At 71.0% G+C, this 26275-nt stretch carries 21 protein-coding genes and 2 tRNA genes; 3 read left to right on the top strand and 20 right to left on the bottom strand.

Translation table 11 applies throughout. The features are described from left to right. Positions 1 to 96: 96 nt before the first annotated feature. The 20 genes from B6G06_RS04145 to B6G06_RS04050 all read right to left on the bottom strand — a co-directional run bounded on the left by B6G06_RS04145 (position 97) and on the right by B6G06_RS04050 (position 18725). On the bottom strand, positions 97 to 642 hold the full coding sequence (locus B6G06_RS04145; protein WP_080463437.1) for an adenine phosphoribosyltransferase: 546 nt from the start codon (positions 640 to 642) through the stop codon (positions 97 to 99). Continuing rightward, a complete protein-coding gene (gene secF / locus B6G06_RS04140) occupies positions 639 to 1742 on the bottom strand; it encodes a protein translocase subunit SecF (RefSeq protein WP_081171099.1) in 1104 nt (367 codons plus the stop codon). The genes B6G06_RS04145 and secF overlap by 4 nt, the downstream gene beginning before the upstream one ends. Further along, positions 1739 to 3679, bottom strand: coding sequence for a protein translocase subunit SecD (secD, locus tag B6G06_RS04135; protein ID WP_081171097.1), 1941 nt, complete (start codon positions 3677 to 3679; stop codon positions 1739 to 1741). The genes secF and secD overlap by 4 nt, the downstream gene beginning before the upstream one ends. Before the next feature lie 106 nt (positions 3680 to 3785). Then, positions 3786 to 4142 carry a preprotein translocase subunit YajC gene (locus B6G06_RS04130; RefSeq protein ID WP_081171095.1) on the bottom strand — a complete coding sequence of 119 codons (357 nt, stop codon included), beginning with the start codon at positions 4140 to 4142 and terminating at the stop codon, positions 3786 to 3788. 250 nt (positions 4143 to 4392) lie between these two features. Next, a complete protein-coding gene (gene ruvB / locus B6G06_RS04125) occupies positions 4393 to 5412 on the bottom strand; it encodes a Holliday junction branch migration DNA helicase RuvB (protein WP_080463448.1) in 1020 nt (339 codons plus the stop codon). Positions 5413 to 5416: 4 nt separating this feature from the next. After that, on the bottom strand, positions 5417 to 6058 hold the full coding sequence (gene ruvA / locus B6G06_RS04120; RefSeq protein WP_081171093.1) for a Holliday junction branch migration protein RuvA: 642 nt from the start codon (positions 6056 to 6058) through the stop codon (positions 5417 to 5419). A gap of 67 nt (positions 6059 to 6125) precedes the next feature. Beyond that, entirely contained in the window at positions 6126 to 6728 is a 603-nt protein-coding gene (locus B6G06_RS04115) for a crossover junction endodeoxyribonuclease RuvC (protein ID WP_080463432.1), read from the bottom strand. Positions 6729 to 6808: 80 nt separating this feature from the next. Further along, entirely contained in the window at positions 6809 to 7573 is a 765-nt protein-coding gene (locus tag B6G06_RS04110; protein WP_080463431.1) for a YebC/PmpR family DNA-binding transcriptional regulator, read from the bottom strand. 126 nt (positions 7574 to 7699) lie between these two features. After that, positions 7700 to 8344, bottom strand: coding sequence for an NUDIX hydrolase (locus tag B6G06_RS04105; RefSeq protein ID WP_080463430.1), 645 nt, complete (start codon positions 8342 to 8344; stop codon positions 7700 to 7702). 33 nt (positions 8345 to 8377) lie between these two features. After that, positions 8378 to 9574: a PrsW family intramembrane metalloprotease gene (locus tag B6G06_RS04100; protein ID WP_080463429.1), complete on the bottom strand. Its 1197-nt coding sequence runs from the start codon at positions 9572 to 9574 to the stop codon at positions 8378 to 8380. Continuing rightward, positions 9571 to 10212, bottom strand: a complete 642-nt coding sequence (locus B6G06_RS04095) for a hypothetical protein (protein ID WP_081171091.1) — start codon at positions 10210 to 10212, stop codon at positions 9571 to 9573. Before B6G06_RS04095 ends, B6G06_RS04100 begins: the two co-directional genes overlap by 4 nt. A 12-nt stretch (positions 10213 to 10224) precedes the next feature. Then, positions 10225 to 11406: a glycosyltransferase family 4 protein gene (locus B6G06_RS04090; protein ID WP_081171089.1), complete on the bottom strand. Its 1182-nt coding sequence runs from the start codon at positions 11404 to 11406 to the stop codon at positions 10225 to 10227. Continuing rightward, entirely contained in the window at positions 11403 to 12404 is a 1002-nt protein-coding gene (locus B6G06_RS04085; RefSeq protein ID WP_080463426.1) for a phosphatidylinositol mannoside acyltransferase, read from the bottom strand. The genes B6G06_RS04090 and B6G06_RS04085 overlap by 4 nt, the downstream gene beginning before the upstream one ends. Continuing rightward, positions 12401 to 13051: a phosphatidylinositol phosphate synthase gene (pgsA, locus tag B6G06_RS04080; protein WP_081171087.1), complete on the bottom strand. Its 651-nt coding sequence runs from the start codon at positions 13049 to 13051 to the stop codon at positions 12401 to 12403. Before pgsA ends, B6G06_RS04085 begins: the two co-directional genes overlap by 4 nt. 56 nt (positions 13052 to 13107) lie before the next feature. After that, the gene (locus B6G06_RS04075; RefSeq protein WP_081171085.1) at positions 13108 to 13710 is read right to left on the bottom strand and encodes an HIT family protein; all 603 of its coding nucleotides are present in this window, start codon (positions 13708 to 13710) and stop codon (positions 13108 to 13110) included. After that, positions 13703 to 15760: a threonine--tRNA ligase gene (gene thrS / locus B6G06_RS04070; protein WP_081171083.1), complete on the bottom strand. Its 2058-nt coding sequence runs from the start codon at positions 15758 to 15760 to the stop codon at positions 13703 to 13705. The genes B6G06_RS04075 and thrS overlap by 8 nt, the downstream gene beginning before the upstream one ends. Before the next feature lie 156 nt (positions 15761 to 15916). After that, complete coding sequence (locus B6G06_RS04065) at positions 15917 to 16981, bottom strand: lipid II:glycine glycyltransferase FemX (protein WP_080463422.1); 1065 nt, start codon at positions 16979 to 16981, stop codon at positions 15917 to 15919. 88 nt (positions 16982 to 17069) lie between these two features. Beyond that, the gene (locus B6G06_RS04060; protein ID WP_081171081.1) at positions 17070 to 18308 is read right to left on the bottom strand and encodes a carboxylate--amine ligase; all 1239 of its coding nucleotides are present in this window, start codon (positions 18306 to 18308) and stop codon (positions 17070 to 17072) included. Between the two features lie 271 nt (positions 18309 to 18579). Then, positions 18580 to 18651: transfer RNA gene (locus B6G06_RS04055), tRNA-Val, on the bottom strand. A gap of 1 nt (position 18652) precedes the next feature. Then, a tRNA-Gly gene (locus tag B6G06_RS04050) sits at positions 18653 to 18725 on the bottom strand. Between the two features lie 165 nt (positions 18726 to 18890). On the opposite strand from B6G06_RS04050, the gene glgX reads away from it, so the two are divergent. From glgX to treZ, 3 genes are all read left to right on the top strand, one after another. After that, entirely contained in the window at positions 18891 to 21230 is a 2340-nt protein-coding gene (gene glgX, locus B6G06_RS04045; RefSeq protein WP_164505193.1) for a glycogen debranching protein GlgX, read from the top strand. A gap of 73 nt (positions 21231 to 21303) precedes the next feature. Next, positions 21304 to 23988, top strand: a complete 2685-nt coding sequence (gene treY / locus B6G06_RS04040) for a malto-oligosyltrehalose synthase (RefSeq protein WP_081171077.1) — start codon at positions 21304 to 21306, stop codon at positions 23986 to 23988. Next, positions 23985 to 25796, top strand: a complete 1812-nt coding sequence (gene treZ / locus B6G06_RS04035; RefSeq protein WP_081171075.1) for a malto-oligosyltrehalose trehalohydrolase — start codon at positions 23985 to 23987, stop codon at positions 25794 to 25796. Before treY ends, treZ begins: the two co-directional genes overlap by 4 nt. The last annotated feature ends 479 nt before the right edge of the window (positions 25797 to 26275 follow it).

Here is a 26275-nt window from a genome sequence, read left to right as displayed (position 1 = left end):
CTGATGCCCCGAGGCCCGTCCGGGGCCCGAGGCGGGACCCACCTCGGGCAATCCCGCCTCCGGCAGTAGCGGGGCCGGGGGCGAGATCAGTGGAGGTCAGTACACGACGACGGCATCGACGCCCCGCCCGCCCAGATGGGCCCTGCCGCCCAACTCGGCGAGCTCCAAGAGCATGCAGATCGCCTCGACACTGCCCCCGGCGCGCTCCACGAGCTCGATGGAGGCCGCGGCCGTGCCGCCGGTGGCCAGGACGTCGTCGATGATGAGGACCCTGTCCCCCGCCCGCACGGTCTCGGGGCGCAGCTCCATGCGGGCCGTGCCGTACTCCAGGGCGTAGTCGACGCCGATGACGGGTCCGGGGAGCTTGCCGCCCTTGCGGACGGTGAGCATCCCGATGCCCAGCCTCACTGCCAGCGGCGCGGCGAGAATGAAGCCCCGGGACTCAAGGCCGGCGACGGCGTCGATCCGGCCCCGGTAGTGCTCGGCGAGGCCGTCAATGAGCTCGGAGAAGGCCGGGCCGTTGGCCAGCAGCGGCGTGATGTCCCGGAAGAGGACTCCGGGCTCGGGGAAGTCGGGGATCTCCCGGAGGTTGTCGGCCACGAGCCGGGTGAGCGCGGCGGGCAGGGGCGGGGGAACGCTCATGGGCGCTTCTTCCTCCTCTTGGGCTGGGCGGCGTGGCCGAGGTGGTGGCCGGGGGTCAGGGGCGAGGCCTTGGGAGCCGCCAGGATCGCCTCGACGGCGTCCTCGTCGTCGCCGGCGGCGTCGATGCGGGCCCTGCGGGCCTGCTCGACGCGCTCGGCCTGCTCGCGCACTCCCTTCTCACGGCGACGCAGGTCGACCAGGAGCGGTGTGGCCAGGAAGATCGAGGAGAGTGTGCCGGCGATCATGCCGATGAAGAGGGTGAGGGCGATGTCGCGCAGCGTGCCGGCGCCCATGATGAAGGCGCCGACGAAGAGCAGCGAGGCCACGGGCAGCACGCCGACGATCGAGGTGTTGACGGAGCGGATGAAGGTCTGGTTGACCGCGAGGTTGGCCAGCTCGGCGTAGGTGGAGCGGGTCTGCGCGGTGAAGGAGGCGGTGTTCTCGCGGATCTTGTCGAAGACGACCACCGTGTCGTAGAGGGAGTACCCCAGGATCGTGAGCACGCCGATGATCGTAGCGGGGGTGACCTCGAATCCCGTCAGGGCGTAGATGCCGATGGTGATGATGATGTCGTGGGCCAGGGCGAGCAGGGCCGCGACCGCCATCTTCCACGTGCGGAAGTAGATCCAGATGAGGCCGCCGATGAGCAGGAAGAACAGCAGGAGGCCCCGGGCGGCCTTGTTCGTGACGTCGGAGGACCAGGTCGGGCCGATGGTCGTCGAGGAGACACTGCCCGCGTCGACCCCGTAGGCGCTGGCCAGGCCGCTGGACAGGGCGTCGAGGTCAGCCTTGTCCAGCGCGGTGGTCTGGACGCGCACCGAGGATGAGCCGAGTTTGGTGACCGTCGAGCCCGCGGAGCGGCCCTGGTCGGACAGGACTGTGTTGGCCGGGCCCTCGGCGGGCGCGGCCAGACCGGTGATGGTCACCTCCGAGCCGCCCTTGAAGTCGATGCCGGGGTTGAGGCCCACGGTTCCGAGCAGCGCCGCCGAGGCGATGACGATGATCGCGGTGACCGTGTACCAGATGCGCCGCTTGGCGATGAAGGGGATCGAGGTTTTGCCGGAGTAGAGCTCGTTTCCGAGGGTGGCAAGGTTCTTCACTTCGACTCACCGTCCTTCCCATCGTGGGCCTGGGAGTCGACGGCGTCGTCCCCCTGGATCGCGGTACCGTCGTCGGGCTCACCGCGTCGGGCGAGGGCCTTGCGCCGGGCCAGGGAGCCGACGGCGCCCTCGATGAGCGCGTCGCGGCCCTTGCCGTAGGCGGCGAGCGAGCGGGCGCCGAGGTGCTCGGGGTCGAGGCCGGAGAGCCGGTGCCCCTCGCCGAAGAAGCGGAAGCGCAGGATCCACACCATGAGCGGATGGGTGAAGGCGAAGATGACGGCGAGGTCGACGACGGTGGTCACGCCGAGGGTGAAGGCGAAGCCCTGCACGCCGCCGACCGCCAGGGCGTAGAGGACCGCCGAGGCGACGAGGTTGACTGCGTCGGAGACGGCGATGGTCCGGCGCGCGTGCTTCCAGCCCTCATCGACGGCGGCGATGAGGGTGCGGCCGTTGCGGACCTCATCGCGGACCCGCTCGAAGTAGATGATGAAGGAGTCCATCGTGATGCCGATGGAGATGATGAGTCCGGCCACGCCGGCCAGCGACAGGCGGTAGCCGATGAACCAGCTCAGCAGCGCGATGACGAGGTAGGTGCCCGCCGCCGCGATGATGAGGGAGGCCACGGCGACGAGCGAGAGGCCCCGGTACTGCCAGGCGAGGTAGATGATGATGAGGAGGAATCCGATGAGCCCGGCGATGAGGCCGTTGCGCAGCTGCTCGGTTCCCAGAGTCGCCGAGATCTGCTGCTCTGACTGGACGGTGAAGTTGATGGGCAGGGCGCCGAAGGAGAGCTGATTGGCCAGCGTGTTGGCCTGGGCGCGGGCCTTCCCGCCCTGGCCGATGTCGATGCGCACGCGCCCATCGGTGATCGGCGAGGTGACGGAGTCGCGGAAGCCCGAGGACATGATCGTCAGACCGTCCAGGACGATGGCGAACTGGGCCTTCTGCGAATCGGTGGTGCTGGTCGGCGCACTGTTGGCACCTGCGGAGGGCTTCGCGGCCCGGGCGGCATTGCGGTAGGCCAGGAGGCGCTCGGAGACCGCGGCGAACTTCTCCGTGCCCGTGGAGTTGAACTCGACGGACACGCCCCATTTGTTGGTGGTCCCCCCCTGCTCGGTGGTCTCGGTGCCGGAGACGGCGGTCTCGATGTCGGTGCCGGCGATGTCGGCGGGGCCGAGGATGTACGCGGTGCCGCTGCCCCGCTTGTCGCAGGAGATGACGGCCTTGGCGGGATCCTGCGCCTCGCCGGTGAGGTTCTCCGGGGCGGTGCAGTCACGCATGGTGGCGTCGTAGATCATCTTCTCGGTGATCCACGCATCCGAGGAGTTGTCATTGCTGGTGGCCGGCAGCGGATCCTCGCTGATGACACCGTCGCCGTTGACGTCGGCGGCCCGGGTGGCCACCTGCTCGGGCGTCGTCATCGGGATGGTGGGCGAAGCGGACGGGGCGGCGCTCGGAGCGGCCGCGTCTGTCGGCGCCGCCGAGGCGGCCTGATTCCGCTGGGCCGCCAGCTTGTTCTGCTGCTCGGCGATCTGCATGGCGTTGCCCTGGATGATGCGAATGACGGGTCGGAAGTAGAGGACCGCCGCCTTGCGCACGAGGTCAAGGGTCGCCTCGCTCGGAGTGCCGGGCAGCGCTACGACGATGTTCTGCCCGCCCTGGCGGGAGATCTGCGCCTCGGCCACGCCGGAGGCGTCGACGCGCTGGCGGATGACCTCGATCGCCTGGTTGACGTCCTCGTCGGAGATCTCCGAACCGTCGGTCGTCGTCGGGGTGAGGATGAGCTGGGTGCCGCCCTCGAGGTCGAGGGCGAGGCCCGGTGTCATGGCGGTGCGTTTGGTCGCTGAGCCGAAGGCGAGGGCGCCGAAGCCGACGGCGAGGATGATCAGCAGGAGGAGGATCCTGGTTCCGGGGCGCTTGGTCTTCTTGGTGGGCACGGGGTCCCTTTCATCAGGTCGCCGCCCTGGGGCAGCGGGATGCGTGGGGTGAGGGAGATCGCCCGGCGGGTCCTGGGGAGTGGGTGGGGGCCAGGCGGTGACGGGCTCAGGACTCGGCGGTCTCGGGGGCGGGGGCGTCGACGGCGTCACCGGCATCGGCGGCGCCATCGGCGTCACTGCCCTCGTCCGTGGAGGCGAAGGGAGGCTCCTCGGCGCAGACGATGGACTTCTTGTTCCACAGGGATTCGTCGCCCAGCTGAGTGGCGAGCACGACAACGTCGCCGTCGACATCGACAACCTGGCCGTAGAAGCCGCCGGTGGTGCGCACCCAGGTGCCCGCCACGAGGGCCTCCTCGCGGCGCCGGTCCTGCTCGGCGAGCATCTTCTGCTGCTGGCGGCGGGCGAAGCCGCTGAACAGCCACATAATGATGAGGAACGCGGCGAGCATGATCATGATGGACATAGGGACTCCAGTTCCGAGAGTGATCCGCAGCTCCTGCGGCGACGACGCCCCGACGTGGGGCAAACCGCACCGAGTCTAGGTCACCGCCGGGGGCGACGGGGAGGCCGAAACCCGGACTGGGCTGTGACACGCGCCCCGTTGTGGCGGGGCAGCAGAGGCCGAGACGCGCGCGTGACCGCGCCGTGGCCCGACTGTGTCCTTCCGCCCGGGCCGACCGCCCGGCAGGGCACGGCCGGAGGCGGCACGACGCTCAGGCGAACAGGGTGCCCTCGGCGGGGGGCTCCAGGCCGAGATGCGCATAGGCGGCGGGGGTCGCGGCGCGGCCCCGAGGCGTGCGCACCACGAGGCCCTCGCGCACGAGGTAAGGCTCGGCCACGGTCTCCACCGTCTCCGGCTCCTCCCCCACGCTGACCGCGAGCGTCGTCAGGCCCACCGGGCCGCCGCCGAATCGGGAGCACAGGGCCTCCAGCACCTGCCGATCGAGGCGGTCCAGGCCCAGGGCGTCGACCTCGAAGACCTCCAGCGCGGCACGGGCGGCCTGAAGATCGAGAAGCCCGGGGGTTCCGTGGACCTGAGCCCAGTCCTGGACGCGCCGCAGGAGCCGGTTGGCGATGCGCGGCGTGCCCCGCGACCGACTGGCGAGCTCGGAAGCGGCCTCGGGCTCCAGACCCACGCCGAGCAGGCCGGCGGAGCGGTTGAGGATGCGGGCGAGCTCCTCCGGGGCGTAGTAGTCGAGGTGGCCGGTGAATCCGAAGCGGTCGCGCAGGGGGGCGGGCAGGAGGCCCGCCCGGGTGGTGGCGCCGACGACGGTGAACGGCGGCAGGGCCAGGGGGATGGAGGTGGCGCCCGGGCCCTTGCCGACGACGACATCCACCCGGTAATCCTCCATCGCCAGGTAGAGCATCTCCTCGGCGGTGCGGGCCAGGCGGTGGATCTCGTCGATGAAGAGGACATCGCCCTCCTCCAGGGAGGACAGGATCGCCGCGAGGTCCCCCGCGTGCTGGATGGCGGGCCCGGAGGTGAGCCGCAGCGCCCCTCCGACCTCGGCGGCGATGATCATGGCGAGCGTGGTCTTGCCCAGGCCGGGCGGGCCGGAGAGCAGGACGTGGTCCGGAGCCGCGCCGCGGGCGAGGGCCGCGCGCAGGACCACGGAGAGCTGGTCGCGCACGACCTCCTGGCCGGTGAAGTCCTCCAGGCGCTTGGGGCGCAGGGCGGCTTCGGCGGCGCGCTCGGTCTCATCGGCCTCGCCGCCCATGAAGCGGCCCGGCATGTCCTCAGCCACGGCGGCCACCGCCCAACCACTTCAGGGCCGCGCGCAGGATTTCGGGGACGGCCGGGGTCTGGCCGGGGGCGGTCAGGCCGGGCTCGACGGCGAGGACGGCATCGCGGGCGCTCGCCTCGTTCCAGCCGAGCTGGATGAGCGCGGCGACGACGTCGGGGTGGGGCTCGCCGTCCTCGGCAGCGCCGTCGGCGGCCCCGGGCGCGCCACGGCTCGCGGAAGGATCCTGGCCGAGCGGGGGGCCGAGCTTGTCGCCGACGTCGATGATGATCCTCTGCGCGCCCTTGGGCCCCAGGCCGGGGACGCGCTTGAGGGCGGCGACGTCCTCAGCGGCGATGGCGCGACGCAGGGCATCGGGCGTGTGGACGGCGAGCATCGCCAGGGCGAGCTTGGCGCCCACGCCCTTGGCCCCGAGCAGGACGCGGAAGCAGTCGCGCTCATCGGCGTCGGCGAAGCCGTAGAGGGTCAGGGAGTCCTCGCGCACGATGAGCTCGGTGTGCAGGAGGGCCTCGGCGCCCACGCGCAGTGAGGACAGCGTGGTGGGGGTGGCGAGAACGGTCATGCCCACTCCCCCGATCTCGATCACCGCCGAGGTCAGCGTGACAGCGGTGACGGTGCCGCGCAGCGAGGAGATCATAGGCGGGAACTCCCTTCGAACAATTGTTCGGATAGTAGCAGGGGTGCGCGACGCGGGCCCCGCGCACTCATCCGGCGTGGCGCGGGTCGACGGCGCCGGTGCGACGGGCCGCCGCCTGGGCTGCCGCCCACCGGCGCTGGGCGGGGGTCCGGGCGCTGGCGCGCACGGCTCCTCCGGCGGAGACCATCTCGGTGGCGCCGTCCGCCCCGGTGCCCCCGCCGCGCCAACCATGGCAGATGGCCTGGGCGAGCGCGTCGGCGGCATCGGCGGGCCTGGGGGGCTCGGCCAGACCGAGGATGCGGGCGACCATGGCCTGAACCTGGGCCTTGCCGGCCACTCCCGATCCAGTGACGGCCGCCTTGGCCTCGCTCGGCGTGTGCTGGGCGACCTCGACTCCGGCGCGGGCGCCGGCGAGCATGACAATGCCCATGACCTGGGCGACGCCGATGACGGAGCGCAGGTTGTCCCGGGCGAAGACTCTCTCGACACTCAGCGCGCTGGGCCCCAGGCGGGCGATCCAGTCGTCGAGGGCGTCGGCGATGGCCAGGATCCGCAACTCGGGGCTCTGAGAGGGCGGGGTGCGCACGACGCCGACCTCGACGAGTCGGACGCGGCGTCTCGGATCGATGTCCACGCAGCCGAGCCCGCAGCGCGTGAGCCCGGGATCGATGCCCAGGACGCGCTGCTGGGCGACGACGGCGCGGCTGGAGGTGCGCGCTCTCGTGCCCCGGGCGGGGCCCGCCGTGGCGCTCAGTCCTCGGCCGCCTCGAGCTCGGCAGCGACCTCGGCGGAGATGTCCACGGAGGTGTAGACGTTCTGGACGTCGTCGAGGTCCTCCAGGGCGTCGACAAGGCGCAGGACCTTGCGGGCGCCGTCGGCGTCGACCTCGATCCTCGTGCCGGCAACGAACTGGGACTCCGCGGAGTCGTAGTCCATGCCGGCCTCGGTGACCGCGTTGCGCACGGCGATGAGGTTCTGCGGCTCGGAGACGACCTCGAAGGACTCAGCGCCCTCGACGACCTCCTCCGCCCCGGCGTCGAGCACGGCCATGAGGATCGTGTCCTCGTCGATGCCGTCGGCCTTGGCGATCTCAACGACGCCCTTGCGGGTGAAGTTGTAGGCCACCGAGCCGGGATCGGCCAGCGACCCGCCGGTGCGGGTGAAGGCGACACGCACGTCGGAGGCGGCGCGGTTGCGGTTGTCGGTGAGGCACTCGACGAGGAAGGCGACGCCGGCGGGTCCGTAGCCCTCGTACATGATGGTCTGCCAGTCGGCGCCGCCGGCCTCCTCGCCGCTGCCGCGCTTGACGGCTCGGGTGATGTTGTCGGCGGGGACGGAGTTCTTCTTGGCCTTCTGGATGGCATCGAAGAGGGTGGGGTTGCCGGCGGGGTCGCCTCCTCCGGTGCGGGCGGCGACCTCGATGTTCTTGATGAGGCGCGCGAACAGCTTGCCACGCTTGGCGTCGATGGCGGCCTTCTTGTGCTTGGTGGTGGCCCACTTGGAGTGACCCGACATGTGTTCTCCTCGGCAGTAGCGGACTGGCTCGGCGTGCAGGATCAATGTCTCTGACGTGCCGCGAGTGGGCGCGGCGAACCGCGCATATCCTAGCGCGCCGGGGCCCACCGCCCGCGCCCGCGCGCCTCAGGACCTCTCGTGGATGGCGCGGACGGCGCCGTCCCATCCGGCCATGAGCTCGCGGGCCAGGACGGGCAGGGCCTCGGGGTAGACGGTCATGCCCGCGGCGATGGCGTCGTCGAGCTCATCCAGGCCCCACCAGCGCAGCGAGTCCAGGACGTCGCGCTCCAGGTCCGTCCACCCGGCGCGATCGAGCTCGCCGCACTGGCCCTCGAGGGCGGCGGTGTCGGCCGGCTCCAGGCGGGCGAGGTACATCACCTCGTCCTGGCGGCAGGTGACGAGGTTGAAGACGAAGTCACTGGATCGCTCGACGACGGGTCCGATAAGCCGGTCGGCCGCCAGGGAGATGCCGGTCTCCTCCCGCAGCTCGCGCAGCGCCGCCTCGCGGAGCCCCTCGCCGTCAGCGATGCCGCCGCCGGGGGTGAAGGCCCACGCGTGGGCGGCGTCGGCGAAGTCGTGGCCCAGGACGAGGAGGATCCCCGGCTCGGGGTCCTCTCGCAGGGCGATGACGCGGGCGGCGCGCCGCGACGGCAGTCCCTCGGGACCGAGGCGCCACTCCTCGGCGTCGAGCAATTCTCGCCAGTCGGCGGGCACGCGGGCGGGGTCGCGCCCATCGGGGGCGAGGCCCGGTGCGCTCCGGCACGGGGTCATACGAGTTCCTCCTCGGCGGCAATGTCAGCCATGTCAGCGCTTCCCCATGTAGGCGGCGCGCGAGCCCATGACGCGGGCGAGCAGAGTCTTCTCGGAGGCGGCGAAGTCGTTCACCGCGTGGCCCTCCATGGCGCCCTGGCGGAGATTGGCCAGTTGGACGGAGGCGGCCTGGAAGTCGCGCATGGCGCGCTTAGCCTCCGGGCCGCGCCTCCTGGCCCACCGGCGGGCGGCCCTGCGCCCGGCGGAGGTGGTGAGCATGATGATCTCGGCCTCGTGGTACCAGCCGGACTGCCCGTACTCGCGCAGCCTCGCGCGTATCCGTAGCCGCTCGCGCCAGCGCAGGGCCAGGACGAGGGCGATGGCGGCGACGAACAGGGGGACCTCGACGATGAAGTAGAGCATGAGGTTGCCCGACAGCGCGCCGTTCCAGAAGGCGTGGAGGCAGATCGCCCCGGCCAGGCCCATCGGGGTGGTCCACAGCCAGGCCAGGCGCGAGCGCATCCGGGCGGAGGCGCCGATCGCCACACCGGCGCAGGAGGTGAACATGATGTGCGCGAAGGGCGACATGATGCCGCGGAGCACGAAGGTGCGGGCAAGGTCGTCCTGGTTCTGCAGGAAGTAGAGGATGTTCTCGGAGAAGGCGAATCCGGCGGCCACCACGGCCGCGTAGACGATGCCGTCGACGGCCCCGTTGAAGGAGCGCCGCGAGAGCAGGAAGATGAAAAGCACGCCCAGTCCCTTGGTACTCTCCTCCACGAGGGGCGCGATAACGACGGCGCTGACGTACTGGAAGTCGTCGGTGACGCCGGCCAGGAGCACGGTGGCGCTCGTGTTGGCGATCAAGGAGACCGCCGTGGACACGCCCACTCCCCACAGGAATGCCAGCAGGAGCATTCCGAGCGGCTCGGGCTCCCAGCGATCGATCCACCACACGGTGGTCAGCACGATGGTCAGGGGGACGAGCGCCAGGAGGGTCATCTGGACGAGGCTGGAGCCGCTGGAGGCGCTGGAGGCCAGCACGTAGAACATGATTCCCGTGCCGATGACGCCGGCCGCCACAAGCAGTCCGACGATGACGCGGCGCCGGCGCGCGGGGCGCATGGCGACGGGATCATCCCAGTCGGGGGCGGAGGAGGCGAAGATGTCCTCGTGACGGGCGGGGCGGGGGGCCCAGGCCGAGCGCCGGTAGTCTGCGCGCGGCGCCCATCCCGAGCTTCCGGGTGCGGTCATGATGCCTCCTGATCAGAGGATGGCTCGGCGTCGTCATCGATGTCGAAAGCACTGGGCATCGGGGCGCGCCCGGCCAGGCGCAGCAGGCGCACAACGGGGGTGGATCGGAGCCTGCGGGCCTCGGCGACATGCGTGTTGTGGAAGCGGCGGGCGAGGACGACGCGCGCGCTGGCCCGCTCAAGGCGGCCGACGGCGTCCAGGCCCATCTCGGTGGCGCGCAGCTCGGCCCTGGCCTCGCCATCGACGGCGGTGCGGATGACCCGGGAGAGATCGGATTCGACTCCGGCCCGGGAGCGCCCCGCGCTGCTGCGGGAGGGCCCGGCGGGGGCCGCCCTCCTGCCCGCGGTGTCGAGGGGGTCGAGGCCGTCGGGGACGATCGGAGTCTCGCAGTCGAGGGCCTCGTGGGCGGCGCGCTGGAGGAGCATCGCCGAAGCGGCGTCGAGCAGCCCTGTCGAGGCGAGGTCGACCGCGGCCTGCGCCCGGTAGGCCAGGTGCTTCTCGAGGGTGGCGCGCGCGCCGAGGACCTGCCGGTGGAGGCGGTCGACCCTCACGGCGATCGCGTAGAGCCTCCAGCCGAGGACCAGCAGGAGGAGAAGAGTGACGATCATCGCCAGAAGGATCGAGTCGAGCCCATTCATAGGGGTCCTCTCTCAGTCGTCGAGGGCATCCCGCAGGCGCCCGAGTGCGGTGCGCTGTCCCGGGGCGACGGTGACGCGTGTGTGGGCGGTGGACAGCGCCATGTCGTAGACGTCGAGGACGGCGTCGGTCACCCGCGCCCAGTCGTAGCGGCCGACGACCTCGGTGGCGGCGCGGCGGCGGGCCTCCGCGGCCTCCGCCCGGGTGAGGGTCTCGATGATGGCCCGGGCGAGGTCGGCGCTGTCTCCGTTGGCGAACAGTGAGCCGAGCCGACCGCCCTGGAGGACGTCGGAGAAGGCTGTGAGATCGGAGGCGACGACCCGGGTACCGGCGGCCATGGCCTCGACGAGCACGATGCCGAAGGACTCCCCGCCGGTCTGCGGGGCGACGTAGCAGGTCGTCGAGGCGAGCATGGCGGCCTTGTCCTCGTCGCTCACCCCGCCGAGGAAGGTCACGGCGCCCCCGAACCGGGCGAGCTCGCGCCGCTGGTCCTCGGCCTGACCGCGACCGGCGATGAGGAAGCGCGCGCCCGGGACGGCATCGAGGACGGTGGGGATGGCGCCGGCGAGCACGGCCAGCCCCTTGCGGGGCTCATCGAGCCTTCCGAGGAAGGAGATGGTCGGGGCCCCGGGAGCGCCGGCGAAGCGCGGGTCGTCCTTGGGCGCGCGGGCGAAGGGGGCGACGTTGACGCCGTTGGGGATGACGACGGCGTCCCCGCCGTGGTACTGGATGAGGGTGCGCCGGGCCTCCTCGGACACGGCGATGCGCGCGGTGATGCGCTCCATGAGGGGGATGGCCATCGGGGAGAGCAGGCCCCGGGCCAGCGAGCGGTCCATGGCCGCGTGGAAGGTGCCCACAACCGGGCACGTGGCCGACTGGAGGGCGAGCATCCCGATGCTCGGGGTGATCGGCTCGTGGATGTGGAGCAGGTCGTACTGGCCGTCGGCCAGCCAGCGCCGCACCCGGCGGGCCACGCGCGCCCCGAAGCTGAGGCGGGCCACGGATCCGTTGTAGGGGATGGCGACAGAATCCCCGGCGGAGGTCATCCAGTCGGGCAGTTCGACGTCCTCCGAGGCGGGCGCCAGCGCGCCGACGTCGTATCCGCGGCTGATGAGCTCGGTGGCCAGGTCCATGACATGGATCTGGACCCCTCCGTGGGCGTCCATGGAGTAGGGGCAGACGAGTCCGATCCTCATGCGGGTTCCTCCTGCTCCCGGGCGTGGCGCCTGGCCAGCCGCTCGTGGTCCAGATCGGCGTCGTAGACGGGTTGGAGCATATGCCAGTCCTCGGGATGGGCGGCGAGGGCGGGGGCCAGCGCCGCCACCCACGCCCTCGTCCAGGTGGTGATGAGCGCGCGGGCATCGCCGTCGCTCCGCAGTCCCTCCCGGCCCCGAGGGGCGGGCACCTTGACGAGGGTGAGGACGATCCCCCAGCGGGCCCCGGCGCGGCGACGGCGCTCGCCGCTGAGGCGCTCGTAGTGGATGGCGGTCGCGTACAGGGGTGCTCCGAGGCGGTGCGCCAGGGCTGCGGGCCCGGCGGCCACGCGGATCGTGTGATCGAGGAGGTCCGCCTCGATGCCCGCCGACGACAGGTCTCTGTCGGCCAAGAGAGCGATGAGGTGGCGTTGCTCTCCGGCAGCGGCGGCAAGCGGCTCGAAGACCCTCTCGCCGCGGCCCTGCCCGATGACGCGCATGCCGAGAGAGGAGCGGAAACTGACGAACTGGTCGAAGAGATCGGCGGGCTCCAGGCGCTCGGCGACGGTGAGCACGCTGGCGAGCTCGGACGAGGCCCAGGCTCCGGCCAGGTCCCAGTTGCCCATGTGGGCGAGGGCCAGGACGACGCTGCCGCGCTGGAGGTCCTCGCGCAGCGTGGGGGGAAGGTCGGCCCGGACACGGGCGCGGATGCGCTCCCGGCCGACGCCGGGCAGGGCGAAGGCCTCATAGAAGTAGCGCATGTAGGAGCGCATCCCGGCGCGGGACAGCGCGCGGATCTGGCGCCGCGGGGTGCCGGCGGGCATGATCCTGGCCAGGTTGCGCTCGAGCTGGCCCACCCCGCCTCGGGAGGGCAGCACGCGTTGGCGTACCCACAGCGCGTCGCCGGCAGCGTGGGCGAGGGCGTAGCCAAGGCCGGTGGGCAGGCGCCCGGCACCCCGCCAGGCGATGCGGTAGGCGTCCTCGGCGCGGGGCCGCCTCACTCGGCGGCTCCCGTCCTGCCGCCCGCGGGCACTCCGGCGAGCTGGGTCCGAACGGTGAGGACCCTCTGGATGACGGTGATGAGGGAGGCGGTGGCGACGATCCCGAGCCCCGCGGTGATGGCCCACTGGGGGGCGCCCAGGCCCACGGCGAGCACGGCCAGGCCGATGGCGACGAGGCGGTCAGTGCGCTCGGCGATGCCCACGGAGGCCTTCGCGCCCACGGACTCGGCCCGGGCGCGGGCGTAGGGAACGGCCGCGCCGAGCACGAGCGCCGCCAGCGCCAGGGAGATCGTCCACGTCCTCAAGGGCCCGGGGTCCAGGTGCGTGGCGGCCCACATGGCGAGCGAGCCGAAGACGGCGCCGTCGGCGAGGCGGTCCATGGTGGAGTCGAGGAAGGCCCCGAAGGCGGAGGAGGCACCCGTGGCGCGGGCGAGGATGCCATCGAAGGAGTCGGCCACGAGTAGGCAGGTCAGCAGGATGGGGCCGAGGATGAAGCGGCCCTGGGGGATGGTGAGGACGGCCGCGGTGATGGAGGCGATGGTCCCCGCCACGGTGAGCATGTTGGGGGTGATCCCGGCCCTGGCCAGGAGCAGGGCCGGCTTGGTGAACAGGGCCTTGGTCAGGCCTCTGCCGTGGTTTCCGAGCATGGGTTGCCTCGTGTCTCGTGTCAGTCGGGTATGGGATCGCCGGCGCCGCGCGCCGATCAGGGCTCGCGGGGCGTGGCGGGCGCCGAGTCCCAGGCACCGGCGATCATGTCGCGCTGGTCCCCCAGGAGCTGTGGGACGGGCTTGGTGCGCCCGATGATCGGCATGAAGTTCGCGTCGCCGGTCCAGCGGGGCACGACGTGCTGGTGCAGGTGCGCGGCGATGCCCGCTCCCCCGGTCTCCCCGGCGTTCATGCCGAGGTTGAACCCGTGCGGGCGGCACACGGCGCGCAGGACCTCCATGGAGCGGGCGCAGAGGTGGATGATCTCCAGGCGCTCGGCGTCGGAGGCCTCGGTCAACTCCGAGATGTGCCGGTAGGGGCAGATGAGGAGGTGCCCCGTGTTGTAGGGGTAGAGGTTCATGATGACGTAGGCGCGCTCGCCGCGGTGGACAATGAGTGCGTCCTCGTCGTCCCGCCCGGGGGCGGCGCAGAAGGGGCACTGGCCGGGCGTGGAGTCCTTGGGCTTGTCAGCCCCGCCGATGTACACCATGCGGTGCGGCGTCCACAGCCGCTGGAAGGACTCCGGCGCTCCCTCGTGATAGGGCGGCGCCTCGACCGAGGCGCGCCCGACGGGCGCCATCGGGGCGACGTCGTCACTCATGGACGATGAGCCTCTCATCAGCGGGGTCATTGAGGCGCTCGGCGATGACGCGGCGGATATGGGCTACGGCCTCGTCCACGGGCACGCCGTTGACCTGGTCGCCGCCGCGGAAGCGGAAGGAGACGGCGCCCGCCTCGGCATCCTCGCCTCCCGCGATGAGCGTGAAGGGGATCTTGTCCTTGGCGGCGTTGCGGATCTTCTTGCCGAAGCGGTCGTTGGAATGATCGACCTCGACGCGCACTCCGGCGGCGCGCAGCGTCGCGGCCACGCCGTCGACATACTCATCGAAGGCCTCGGCCACGGGGATGAGGCGCGCCTGGACTGGGGACAGCCAGGCGGGGAAGGCGCCGGCGTAGTGCTCGGTGAGCACGCCGATGAAGCGCTCGACGCTGCCGAGCTTGGCCGAGTGCAGCATGATGGGGCGCTGGTGGGCGCCGTCGGCGGCGGTGTACTCCAGGTCGAAGCGCTCGGGCTGATTGAAATCGTACTGGACGGTGGACATCTGCCAGGTGCGGCCGATGGCGTCCTTGACCTGCACGGAGACCTTCGGGCCGTAGAAGGCGGCGCCGCCGGGGTCGGGGACGACCTCGAGCCCGGAGGCCTCGCAGGCCGCGGCCAGGGCCTCAGTCGCGGTGGCCCAGTCTTCATCGGAGCCGATGAACTTGTCCTTCTTGGCACCGTCCTCGTCGCGGGTGGACAGCTCGAGGTGGAAGTCGGTCAGGCCGAAGTCCTCGAGGATGGAGATGAAGAAGGCGATCTGCGCCTTGATCTCCTCGGCCGCCTGCTCGGCGGTGCAGTAGGTGTGGGAGTCGTCCTGAGTGAAACCGCGCATGCGGGTCAGACCGTGAACGACGCCGGACTTCTCATAGCGGTAGTCGTGCCCCATCTCGAAGAAGCGCAGCGGGAGCTCGCGGTAGGAGCGTCCGCGGGAGCGGAAGATGAGGTTGTGCATAGGGCAGTTCATGGCCTTGAGGTAGTACTCCTGGCCCGCCTTGGTGATGGTGCCCGCCTCATCGCGCTCCTCGTCGGCGAGCATGGGCGGGAACATGGTGCCCGCGTAGTAGGGCAGGTGGCCTGAGGTGTGGAAGAGCCCGCTCTTGGAGATCTCGGGGGTGTGGACGAAATCGAAGCCGTACTGGCGGTGGCGCTCGATGACATGGCTCTCGATCTCGTGGCGCAGCATCGCACCCTTGGGGTGGAAGACGACGAGGCCGGGGCCGATCTCCTCGGGGAAGGAGAAGAGGTCGAGCTCAGCGCCGAGCTTGCGGTGGTCGCGCCGCTCGGCCTCCTTGATGCGCTCCTGGTAGGCGGTCAGATCCTCCTTGGAGGCCCAGGCGGTGCCGTAGATGCGCTGGAGGGAATCACCGGACTGATCGCCCTTCCAGTAGGCGGAGGAGGACTTGGTCAGGGCGAAGCCGTTGCCGATCAGCTTGGTGGTGGGAAGATGAGGGCCTCGGCACAGGTCCGTCCAGGCGACGGTGCCGTCACGGCGGACGTTGTCGTACATGGTCAGGCCGCCCGCGCCGACCTCGACGGAGGCCGACTCCGCGCCGGCCCCCTTGGTGGTGATGAGCTCGAGCTTGTAGGGCTGGTCGGCGAGCTCGGCGCGGCCCTGGTCCTCGGAGATATCGCGGCGCACGAAGCGCTGCCCCTCCTTGACGATGCGCTTCATGCGCTTCTCGATCTCCTTGAGGAGCTCGGGAGTGACGGCGTCGATCCCCCCGAAGTCGTAGTAGAAGCCGTCGGTGATGAAGGGGCCGATGCCGAGGTTGACGTCGGGGAAGATCTCCTGGACGGCCTGGGCCATGACGTGGGTGGCGCTATGGCGCAGGATGGCCAGGCCGTCCTCGGAGTCCAGGGGGATGGGCTCGACGGCGGCGCCCGCGGGGATCTCGCGCCCGAGGTCCCAGGGCTCGCCATCCACGCGCATGGCGACGACGCCGCGGCGGACCTCCTCGGAGAAGAACTCGGTGCCCGTCGTTCCCGCCCCGATGACGCGGGTGGCGCCGTCGATGGTCACGTCGATGGTCTGCGGGATCTGGGAGGGCACTGCGGTCTCCTAGGGTCGGGTGAGAGCGGGGCGCGCCATCGGCGCACGCGGTGCAGTCTACTCAGAGTAACCAGTGCCGCTGAGCACCGCTGAGCACCGTTCAGCGCTGCTCAGTGCGGCCCGGTTGGCCCCGCCCTCAGCACCACTCGGCGCCCCTCAATGCCGCCCGAGGCGATCGCGCAGGACCCTGTAGGCCCCCTTGCCGGTCTTGGCGGCGCGCAGCGCGGCGTGCATAGCCTGGTTGACGGGCACGTCCCAGGCGCCGTCCACCTCGGTGGGGTGCTTGGCGTAGCGCTTCTTGTACATGCCGACCTGGTAGAGCTCGGGCACGCGGGGCGAGTCGGCGCCCATGAGGTCCAGGCCGCGGTAGCCCTCCTCGGCCAGGGTCCGCGCGGCCCACCAGTCGAGGGCCTCGGCGCCGCGGAAGCCGCGGGACTCGGTGGAGGAAGCCCCGTAGTAGGCGGTCGCGTCCTTGCCGGAGGTGGTGATGAGGTCCCAGCAGTGCGGGACGCCGTCGCGGCGCAGCACGAAGAGGCGGGCGTGCTCGGGGCCGAGCGAGGTGAGCATGGACCAGTAGACATCGGCGGGGTGGGGGCGGAAGCCGTCACGGCGGGCGGTCTCGGCGAGGACCTCGTAGACGGCGGCGAACTCGCCGCGATCCAGGCCCGTCTCGTCGCTGATGGTGCAGCCGGCCTCCTCGGCCACGCGCTGAGCGCGCCTGACGGCGCGGCGCCCGTCCTTGGGCATAGCGGCGGCGATGGCGTCGGGCGTGCGCGGCGTGAGGTCGATGACGAAGGTGCGGTCGTAGGTGATGGTGTTGAGCAGCTCACGGAGGTCCGGGGCGTTGTAGCGGGCGTGCATGCGCAGGAAGGGGATCGCGCGGTCGCGGCGGCGGATCTCGGCGCGCAGCAGCTCGCGCAGATGGGCCTCGCGCTCGGGGGACTGCTCCTTGAGCCAGGTGGGGCCGTGCTTGGCCCACAGGAAGGGGCGGCCGCCGATGGTGTCGGTGTAGATGGCGATGGCGGCCACCGGCTTGGAGTCCTCACCGACATAGAGGTAGCGGCCCCACAGGTCGTGGCCCTGGGAGGCCTCATAGCGCTCCCAGGCATCGGTCTGCTCGATTCCCACCGGCGTGTTGCCGATGGCCAGGCGCATCTCGCGCCCATCGACCCTCCTGAGGGTCTCAGGGCGCCCGGTGGCGAAGTGATCGTTACTGGTCATCATCATGCTCCTCGCGCGGGGTTATCAGGGATCCGGGTGGGGTCCGCGGCGCTCGGCGACCGCTGGGCGGGATGCCGGGCAGCGCGCGTCAGTAGGACAGGTCGGTGGGCTTGGGGTAGTAGCGCTTGAACTTGCGGTAGTGGTTGAGGCGCTGGGCCTCGACGAGCGCGGCGCGCACCAGGGAGCGGTCCGCGGGGTCGCGCAGGGGGTCGGTGCCTGGGGCGAGCGAGCGGATGCGGGCGGCCAGGGCGTCGTCGCGGATGTAGCGCAGCAGGAGCCGCGTGGGCACCAGGGAGTAGAGGATCTCCGTGGTGACCTCCTTGCGGGGCAGGGGCTCGCCATCGATGAGGTCGGCGAGCATGGGGACCATGGGATTGGCGCCGGCGGCCGTCATGTAGAAGGAGTTGCGGCCGATGCGCGGGTTGATCTCGAAGAAGACGGGCTCGCCGGTGGCGGGGTCGATCTTGACATCGAAGTTGGCGAAGCCGCGGTACCCGGCCGCGGTGAGGATGCGCTCCGCGCCGGCCCACAGCTCGGGGAAGGCCTCGGTGATCATGGCGACGGGGTTGCCGATCATCGTGGGGGCGTGGTCCTCCAGGAGGACGCGGGCCGAGCCGATGAGCCTCACGGCGCCGTCGGAGCCGACGTAGGCCGTGATGGAGCGCATGGCGGTGTTGTCCCCCGCGATGAGCTCCTGGACGACGAAGGTGGAGCGGAATCCGGCCTCGCGCAGGCCGGCCCACAGGGAGTCGAGCTCGGCGGCGCTGTCCACGAACCAGATCTTGCGCTTGCCGGGGAACTCGACGGCGTCGTAAGCGGCGCCCACGGCCGCCTTGGCCACGAGCGGGAAGGGGATGTCGATGGCGGGGGCGGCCCAATCGGGGTCGTCGGCGCCCGAGAAGTCGACGACGACCTGCCGGGGGCTGCGCACGCCGGCCCCGTCGCAGATACGGCCGAAAGCGCCCTTGTCGGAGACGCGGTCGATGACGTCCACGTCCGGGAAGGGCACGGCGTAGACCGGCTCGAGGTCGCTCCGCAGGGAGGCGAGGATGGTCGCCATGGCGTCGGTGTTGGCCATGACGACGGCGCTGCGGGGCTCGCGCCCGGCGGCCAGGCCGTTCAGGGCGTCGCGGATCTCGTCCCGGGCGGCGTGGGCAGGCAAGGGCTCGATGTCGATGTAGGTGGAGCGGCGGATGGCGTCGATGGGCGCGTTGGCCAGGACGGTGACCCGCTGGCCGGTGGCCTCGTGCAGTTGGCGGGCGATGGCATAGACGCCGATGTCGCCGCCGATGACGACGGGCAGGATCCGCTCGTGCCGTGCGGTCATCCGTGGTCCTCCTGGGGATCGTGTGGGCGGGGCCGTTGGAGCGGGCTCCGCCCCCGCGGTTCAGGGCCGGCGGGGCGGACGCCGCGTCGCCACTGGGGCCAGCCTAGCCGCACCCTAGCCGCATGAGCACGTGAGGGAGAGGAGGGAGACAACGCGCGGGTCGCCGAGCGGTGGCGAGCGCCGATTCCGGCGCCACCGCCACCGAAGACACTGGTCAGACCGACGCAGAAGGTCCGGGGCGCCGACAGCGGCCCGGACCTCGATGGGACAGTGGGCGATACTGGGTTCGAACCAGTGACCTCTTCCGTGTCAGGGAAGCGCGCTACCGCTGCGCCAATCGCCCGAGCGGATGACGGGACTCGAACCCGCGACCCTCACCTTGGCAAGGTGATGCTCTACCAACTGAGCCACATCCGCATTGCTCGCACCGTATCGCGGCGCGGCAGAAACGTAGCAGGGGGTGCGCGGCCTTGCCAAATCCGCCCCGCCCGCCGGCCCATGACCTCCGTCACGCCGTGTCATGCGCGCGGTCAAGCCACAAGGTCCCGCTCCCGGGCGCCCCGTCGTGGCAAGGTATCAGCCATGGACACCAGCACGGGCAACCCCCTACCGACTCGCGCACCACTGCCGACGGCGGCCGAGTCGTCATCCCCCGAGACCCCTGAGCCCGCGACGACCCCCGCTCCCGAGATCCCCACGGATCCCCCCACCTCCCCCGCCGAGCCCGCGGAGTCCGCCGCTCCCCTTGAGGAGCCCGCCGACACGCCGGTCGTCTGGCCGGGAAGGCCCGCCCCCCTGGGCGCCACCTTCGACGGCTCGGGAACCAACTTCGCGCTGTTCTCCTCGGTCGCCTCCGGCGTCGACCTCTGCCTCTTCGACGATGACGGGACCGAGACCCGCGTGCCGCTGACAGAGGTGGACGCGGGCGTCTGGCACGGCTACCTCCCCTCGGTCCACCCCGGCCAGGTCTACGGCTACCGAGTCCACGGCCCCTACGACCCCGGGGCGGGCCATCGCTGCGACCCCTCCAAGCTGCTCCTCGACCCCTATGCCAAGGCGATCTCCGGCCAGGTCTCCCCATCCCCCAGCCTGTACTCCTACAGCTTCGACGACCCGGGCACCCGCAATGAGTCCGATTCCGCCGGCGCCACGATGCGCTCGATCGTCATCTCCCCCTTCTTCGACTGGGGCCACGACCGTCCGCCGGCCCACCCCTACCACGAGACGATCATCTACGAGGCCCACGTCAAGGGCATGACCAAACTGCATCCGGAGATCCCCGCCGAGCTGCGCGGCACCTACGCCGGCCTCGCGCAGCGCCCGGTCATCGACCATCTCAAGGCGCTGGGCGTCACGGCGATCGAGCTCATGCCCGTCCACCAGTTCGTCAACGACACGCATCTGCAGGAGAAGGGCCTGTCGAACTACTGGGGCTACAACACCATCGGCTTCTTCGCCCCGCACAACGCCTACGCAGCCTACGGCGAGGCCGGCCAGCAGGTCCAGGAGTTCAAATCCATGGTCAAGGCCTTCCACGAGGCCGATATCGAGGTGATCCTCGACGTCGTGTACAACCACACGGCCGAGGGCAACCACATGGGTCCCACCCTGTCCTTCAAGGGCATCGACAACGCCGCCTACTACCGGCTCGTGGACGGCGACCAGGAGCACTACTTCGACACCACGGGCACGGGCAACTCCCTGCTCATGCGCTCCCCGGCGGTCCTGCAGATGATCATGGACTCCCTGCGCTACTGGGTCACCGAGATGCACGTCGACGGCTTCCGCTTCGACCTGGCCTCCACCCTGGCCCGCCAGTTCCACGAGGTCGACAAGCTCAGCGCCTTCTTCGACATCATCCACCAGGACCCCGTGCTCTCCCAGGTCAAGCTCATCGCCGAGCCCTGGGACGTGGGCGATGGCGGCTACAACGTCGGCGGCTTCCCCGCCCTGTGGAGCGAGTGGAACGGTCGCTACCGGGACACCGTCCGGGACTTCTGGCGGGGCGAGCCCTCCACTCTGGGCAACTTCGCCTCCCGGATCACCGGCTCCTCGGACCTCTACCAGAACTCCGGGCGCACGCCGGTGGCCAGCGTCAACTTCGTCACCGCGCACGATGGCTTCACCCTGCGCGACCTGGTGTCTTACAACGAGAAGCACAATGAGGCCAACGGCGAGGGCGGCGCCGATGGTGACAACGCCAACCGCTCGTGGAACTGCGGCGCCGAGGGCCCCACGGACGATCCCGCCGTGCTGGAGCTGCGCAGCCGGCAGGCCCGCAACTTCCTGGCCACCATCCTCTTCAGCCAGGGCGTGCCCATGATCTGCCATGGCGACGAGATGGGCCGCACCCAGAACGGGAACAACAACGCCTACTGCCAGGACAACGAGTTGACCTGGGTCCACTGGGACCTCGACGGCGAGTCCAGGGAGCTGCTCGCCTTCACCTCCGACATGATCCGGCTGCGCAAGAAGCACCCCGTACTGCGACGCCGCCGCTTCTTCTCCGGGGCCGCGGGCCATGGCGGCGAGTCCGACATGGGCGAGATCGAGTGGCTCGGCCCCTCCGGCGTGCGCATGACCGACGAGGACTGGGCCACCTGGTACGCCCGGGCCATGGCCGTGTTCCTCAACGGCGACGCCATCGCCGAGCCCGATGATCGTGGCCAGCGCATTGTCGACGACTCCATCCTCATCCTCATCAACGCCGCCGGGGAGGACATCACCTTCACCATCCCCGATGCCGACCATGCGCCGGCCTGGCGGATCGCCCTCGACACGGCGCCCGCCACGGACGAGGTCCATATCGGGACGCTGCGCGCCGGCCAGCAGGTCGTCGTCGAGGCGCACTCGATTCTTTTCCTCGTCTCGGCCGAGGATACGGGCGACCGCAACCGGGCAGTCCTTCCCGCCAAGCCCTGAGGCGTTCCTGATACGGTCCGGGCAACCGCCCTGACCACCGCGCGACCCAGCCCTGCCCAGAAGGCCCGAGAGCATGACCGATCACCGTCCCTCGTTCTCCTCCCCGCAGCACGCCGGGCCGCGCCGCGCCCGCGAGGGCCACGCGCCAGCCGACACCCCCTCCGCACAGGCGGCCCCAGCCGCTTACGCGCCCTGGTCCGGGCACCTGCCAGACGAGGGTCGGCGTGTCCCCGTGAGCACCTACCGCCTCCAGTTGGGCGCCGACCTCGACTTCGACGCGGCCCGGGCCCTCCTGCCCTACCTGGCCCGCCTCGGGGTCACGGACCTCTACCTCTCCCCCATCCTCCAGGCGGCCCCCGGCTCCACCCACGGCTACGACGTCGTCGACCACACCCGCGTCTCCGAGCCCATGGGGGGGCGGGAGGGCCTGGAGCGCCTGGCCGGCGCCGCCCACGAGGCGGGCTTGGGCGTCGTCGTCGATATTGTCCCCAACCACATGGCCGTCCCCACCCCCGGCTGGTCCAACCTGCCCCTGTGGTCGGTGCTGCGCGACGGCCCCGAATCCCCCTACGCGCACTGGTTCGATGTGTCGGTCGATGAGCCGATCCTCATGCCGATCCTGGGGGCGCGCATCGGCCGCATTCTGGCCGACGACAAGCTGCGCCTGGAGCGGATCGTCGTTCCCACCGAGCCCGACAGGGGCGAGCAGTGGGTCCTGCGCTACTTCGACCATGTCTTCCCCGTCGCCGAGGGCACCGAATCCCTGCCCATGGCCGTGCTCGTCGAGCAGCAGTTCTACCGCCTGGCGTACTGGAAGGTCGGTGACGAGGAGACGAACTACCGCCGCTTCTTCGACGTCGGCACGCTCGCCGCCATCCGCGTGGAGGACCCCGCCGTCTTCGAGGGCTCCCACGCGCTCATCACCGAGCTCATCGAGAACGGCACGATCGACGCGCTGCGCGTGGACCACCCCGACGGCCTGGCCGACCCGGGCGGGTACTTGGAGCGCCTGAGCGGGGCCACCGGTCGGGCGTGGATCGCCGCGGAGAAGATCCTGGCGCCCGACGAGTCCCTTCCCCCCTCATGGTCCGTGGCCGGCACCACCGGCTACGACGCCGCCTGGCGCATCGACCAGCTGCAGGTCGACCCCGCGGGCTCGGCGCGCCTGGGCATGCTCATGCACGAGCTCGCCGGTGAGGGCCCGATCGACTACCCGCGCGTCGTCGAGACCGCCAAGCGGGAGGTCATCGGCGGTTCGCTGGCCGCGGAGGTCTATCGGCTCGCGGGCATCCTCGACCGCCTCACCTCCCTGGACGTGCGCCTGCGCGACCACACCTTGCGCGACCTGCACGCCTGCCTCGTCGAACTGCTCGTGGCCGCGGACCGCTACCGCGCCTACATCGTTCCCGGGCACCCGGCCGACCCCGAGCAGGCCGCCGTCCTGCGCGCCTCCGCCGAGCGCGCCCGTGAGCGCCTGGAGGAGGATCAGGCCGAGACCCTCGATCTCGTCGTCGCGCTCCTGCTCGGCGAGCCCGTGGGTAGCGAGGGCATGTCCGACTCCCCCCTGCGGGCCGAGGCCATCGTCCGCTTCCAGCAGGTCTGCGGGGCGGTGACCGCCAAGGGCGTCGAGGACACCGCCTTCTACCGCTGGATGCACCTGACCAGCCTGACCGAGGTCGGCGGGAACCCCTCCGGCTTCGCCCTGGACCCCGATGAGGCTCATGCCTGGGCCGAGCGAGTCCAAGCCACCTGGCCCGCCACCATGGTGACCTCCACCACCCACGACACCAAGCGCGGGGAGGACGTGCGCGCGCGCCTCGACGTCCTGGCCTCCTACGCCGACGAGTGGACCGACCTCATCCATCGGCTTCGCCTCCTGACCGCTGAGGCGCGGCCAATGGACCTGGACGGGCGCAGCGAGATCCTCCTGTGGCAGGCGCTGTGGGGCACCTGGGCCCCCGGCAGCGCCGACCCGATGACCCCCGAGCGGCTGACGGCCTACCTCATCAAGGCCTCCCGTGAGCAGAAGACCTGGACCACGTGGACCAGTCCGGACACCGCCCGCGAGGAGGCGCTGACCGGCTACGCCGCCCATCTGCTCACCGATCCCGCCGTCGCCGAGCAGATCGAGGCCTTCGCCTCGCTCACCGCCCGCGAGACCCGCGCGATCGTCCTGGCGAACAAGGCCCTCGCCCTGACCTGGCTCGGCGTGGCCGATGTCTATCAGGGCTCGGAGATCACCCGCACCAGTCTCGTCGACCCGGACAACCGCCGACCGGTGAACTACCACGGCGAGAGCGGCCTCGAGCGGATGCTCTCCCACCTGGACTCCGGCACCCCCGCGCGCGGACTGGACGAGGAGAAGCTCGCGCTGACCGCCGCGCTGCTGCGCCTGCGCCGGAACCGCCCCGAGACCTTCGTCGGATCGCGCTCTGGTTACCGGGCGATCCCCGTGACCACTTCGCACGCCTTCGCCTTCGCTCGCACGCTCGACGGCGAGGAGGACGTCATCGTCGTCGTGCGGCGACTGGGCAGGCGCCTGGCGACCCTTGGGGGCTGGCGCGAACACTCCATCGTCTTGCCCGAGGGGACCTGGCGCTCGGCGACCACCGATGCCGAGACCGGCGGGGGCACGCTCCCCTTGGCCGATCTCATGGGCGACGCGCCCGTCGTCGTCCTGGCGCGCCAGGCCTGCCCCGTTGCCGCGGATCCGCCCCAGGGCACGCGGGCTCACGGGCAGGAGAAGGCCCGGTCATGATCCCGCCCGGGACCTCCGCTGCGGGCGCGCCCCGCCCCTGGACGAGCCCCGCCCTGCCCATCGGCGAGCGGGTCCCCGTGTGGGCGCCCGGCGCCGCCGGAGTGGAGCTCAGCCTGCCGGCCACCGGTGAGGCGCTGCCCATGGAGCGCGTCGGCGATGGCTGGTGGATGAGCCCCCGCGCGCTCGCCCCCGGCACGGACTACGCCTTCCGGGTCGATGGCTCCCCCGACCGCCCCGATCCGCGCAGCGCCCGCCAGCCCTATGGCGTCCACGGCCCCTCCCGCTTCGTGGACCCCTCGGCCTGGGCCGGAGTGTGGACCGATGACGGATGGGCGGGCAGGGACGCGCTCGGTGCGGTCATCTACGAGCTGCACGTGGGGACCTTCAGCCCCGACGGAACGCTCGACGCGGCCGCGCAGCGCCTGGGGCACCTGGCCCGGCTCGGGGTGGACATGGTCGAGCTCATGCCGCTGGCGCCGTCGCCGGGCGCCTCGGGCTGGGGCTACGACGGCGTGAGCCTGTGGGCGGTCCACGAGCCCTACGGCGGGCCCGAGGCCCTGGCGCGCTTCGTCGATGCGGCGCACCGCGAGGGGATCGCCGTGTGCCTCGACGTCGTCTACAACCACCTTGGCCCTTCGGGGAACTACTTGGGCGCCTTCGGCCCCTACTTCACCGCCGCGCACCACACGCCCTGGGGCGAGGCCGTCAATTTCGACCAGGCCGGCAGTGAGCAGGTGCGCGCCTATGTCATCGATGCGGCTCTGCGCTGGCTGAGGGACTTCCACGTCGATGCCCTGCGCCTCGACGCGATCCACGCCATCGTCGACAACTCCCCCCGCCATGTGCTCGCCGAGCTGTCCGACGCCGTCGCGGCGCTGTCCGGCGAGCTCGGCCGACCGCTGGGCCTCATCGCCGAGTCCGATCTCAACGACGTCGGCGTCATCACTCCCACCGATGAGGCGCCGCCCGCGCGCGTGCCCTCGCTGGGGATGACCGCTCAGTGGGCCGACGATGTCCACCATGCCCTGCACGCCCGCCTGACCGGCGAGGCGCAGGGCTACTACGCCGACTTCGCCGCCCCGGGAGCCTGGCTGAAGGCCTACTCCCGCGTCTTCCTCCACGATGGGTCGTGGTCGGGCTTCCGCGGGCGCCCGTGGGGCGCGCCCGTCCCGAAGGGCACGGACCCCCGGCGCTTCGTGATCTTCTCCTCCAACCACGACCAGGTGGGCAACAGGGCCGTCGGGGACCGGCCGGCCGCCTCGCTGGACGATGACGCGCTAGCGGGGCAGGCGGCACTCGTACTGCTCAGCCCCTACACGCCGATGCTGTTCATGGGCGAGGAGTGGGGCACGCGGCGCCCCTTCCAGTTCTTCACCGATCACGACGACCCCGCCCTGGCGGCGGGCGTGAGCCAAGGGCGCAAGCGGGAGTTCGCCGATTTCGGCTGGTCGGCCGAAGAGATCCCGGACCCGCAGGCACCATCGACGGTGGCCGCCTCGCGCCTGGACTGGCACGAGCCCGGCACGCTGGAGCACACGCGGATGCTGGACTGGTTCACCCGCCTGATCGCACTGCGCCGCGAGCTGGGATGGTCGCAGCGCCAGCAATGGCCCAGGGTCGAGGACGCCGACGACGTCATCACGGTGGCCTACAATGACGTGATCGTCGTGGTCAACCTGTCCGGCCAGGAGCGCCCGGCACCAGATCACGGTGAGGTCCTCGCCTCGTGGGAACCCGGGGAGGCGGGCGTCGGCTCATGCCGCCCCGGCGTCCTCGCGGCGGGCCAGACGCTCATCGCCCAACGCTGACCGCTCATACCTCAAGAAATCCTGGAACAGGACCGAGGGCCACGAGTGGAGGAATTCTCCTCAGAGCTCATATATAGGCCTGATGACAATGAGGATCCCCCGTCATCAGGCTCATGGAACCACCGCAGGAGTTCACACATCTCACTCCTTCTTCAACCATTGATGCCGATGAGCGCCACGATGCAGCCGCCACGCAAGAACATCCGTTCCGGGGTGGCAGAAACTCACGTGGAGGATGTGATGATAGCTTCCCGTGAAGCCAATGATGCCAGCGGTCACGGGCAGCATTCCAAAGACCGATCCTGAGTCAGGGCGAATCGAGCCAGGCCCATACATCGCTTCAAGACTCTTCTCCCGATGGCCTCATATGACCCGATGAATAATTCTTCCAAGCGGAACAGCCCAGCCCCTTTCTTGGCGCTATCCGACATCCGCAGCATATTTCATCGTGCGCGGCAGATAGGCCGCCCGCGCAGCCG

The sequence above is a fragment of the Actinomyces gaoshouyii genome (genome assembly GCF_002076915.1).
Lineage (GTDB): Bacteria > Actinomycetota > Actinomycetes > Actinomycetales > Actinomycetaceae > Actinomyces > Actinomyces gaoshouyii.
Note: the sequence above shows the minus strand (reverse complement) of the source record. Positions and strands in the feature narration are given on the sequence as shown.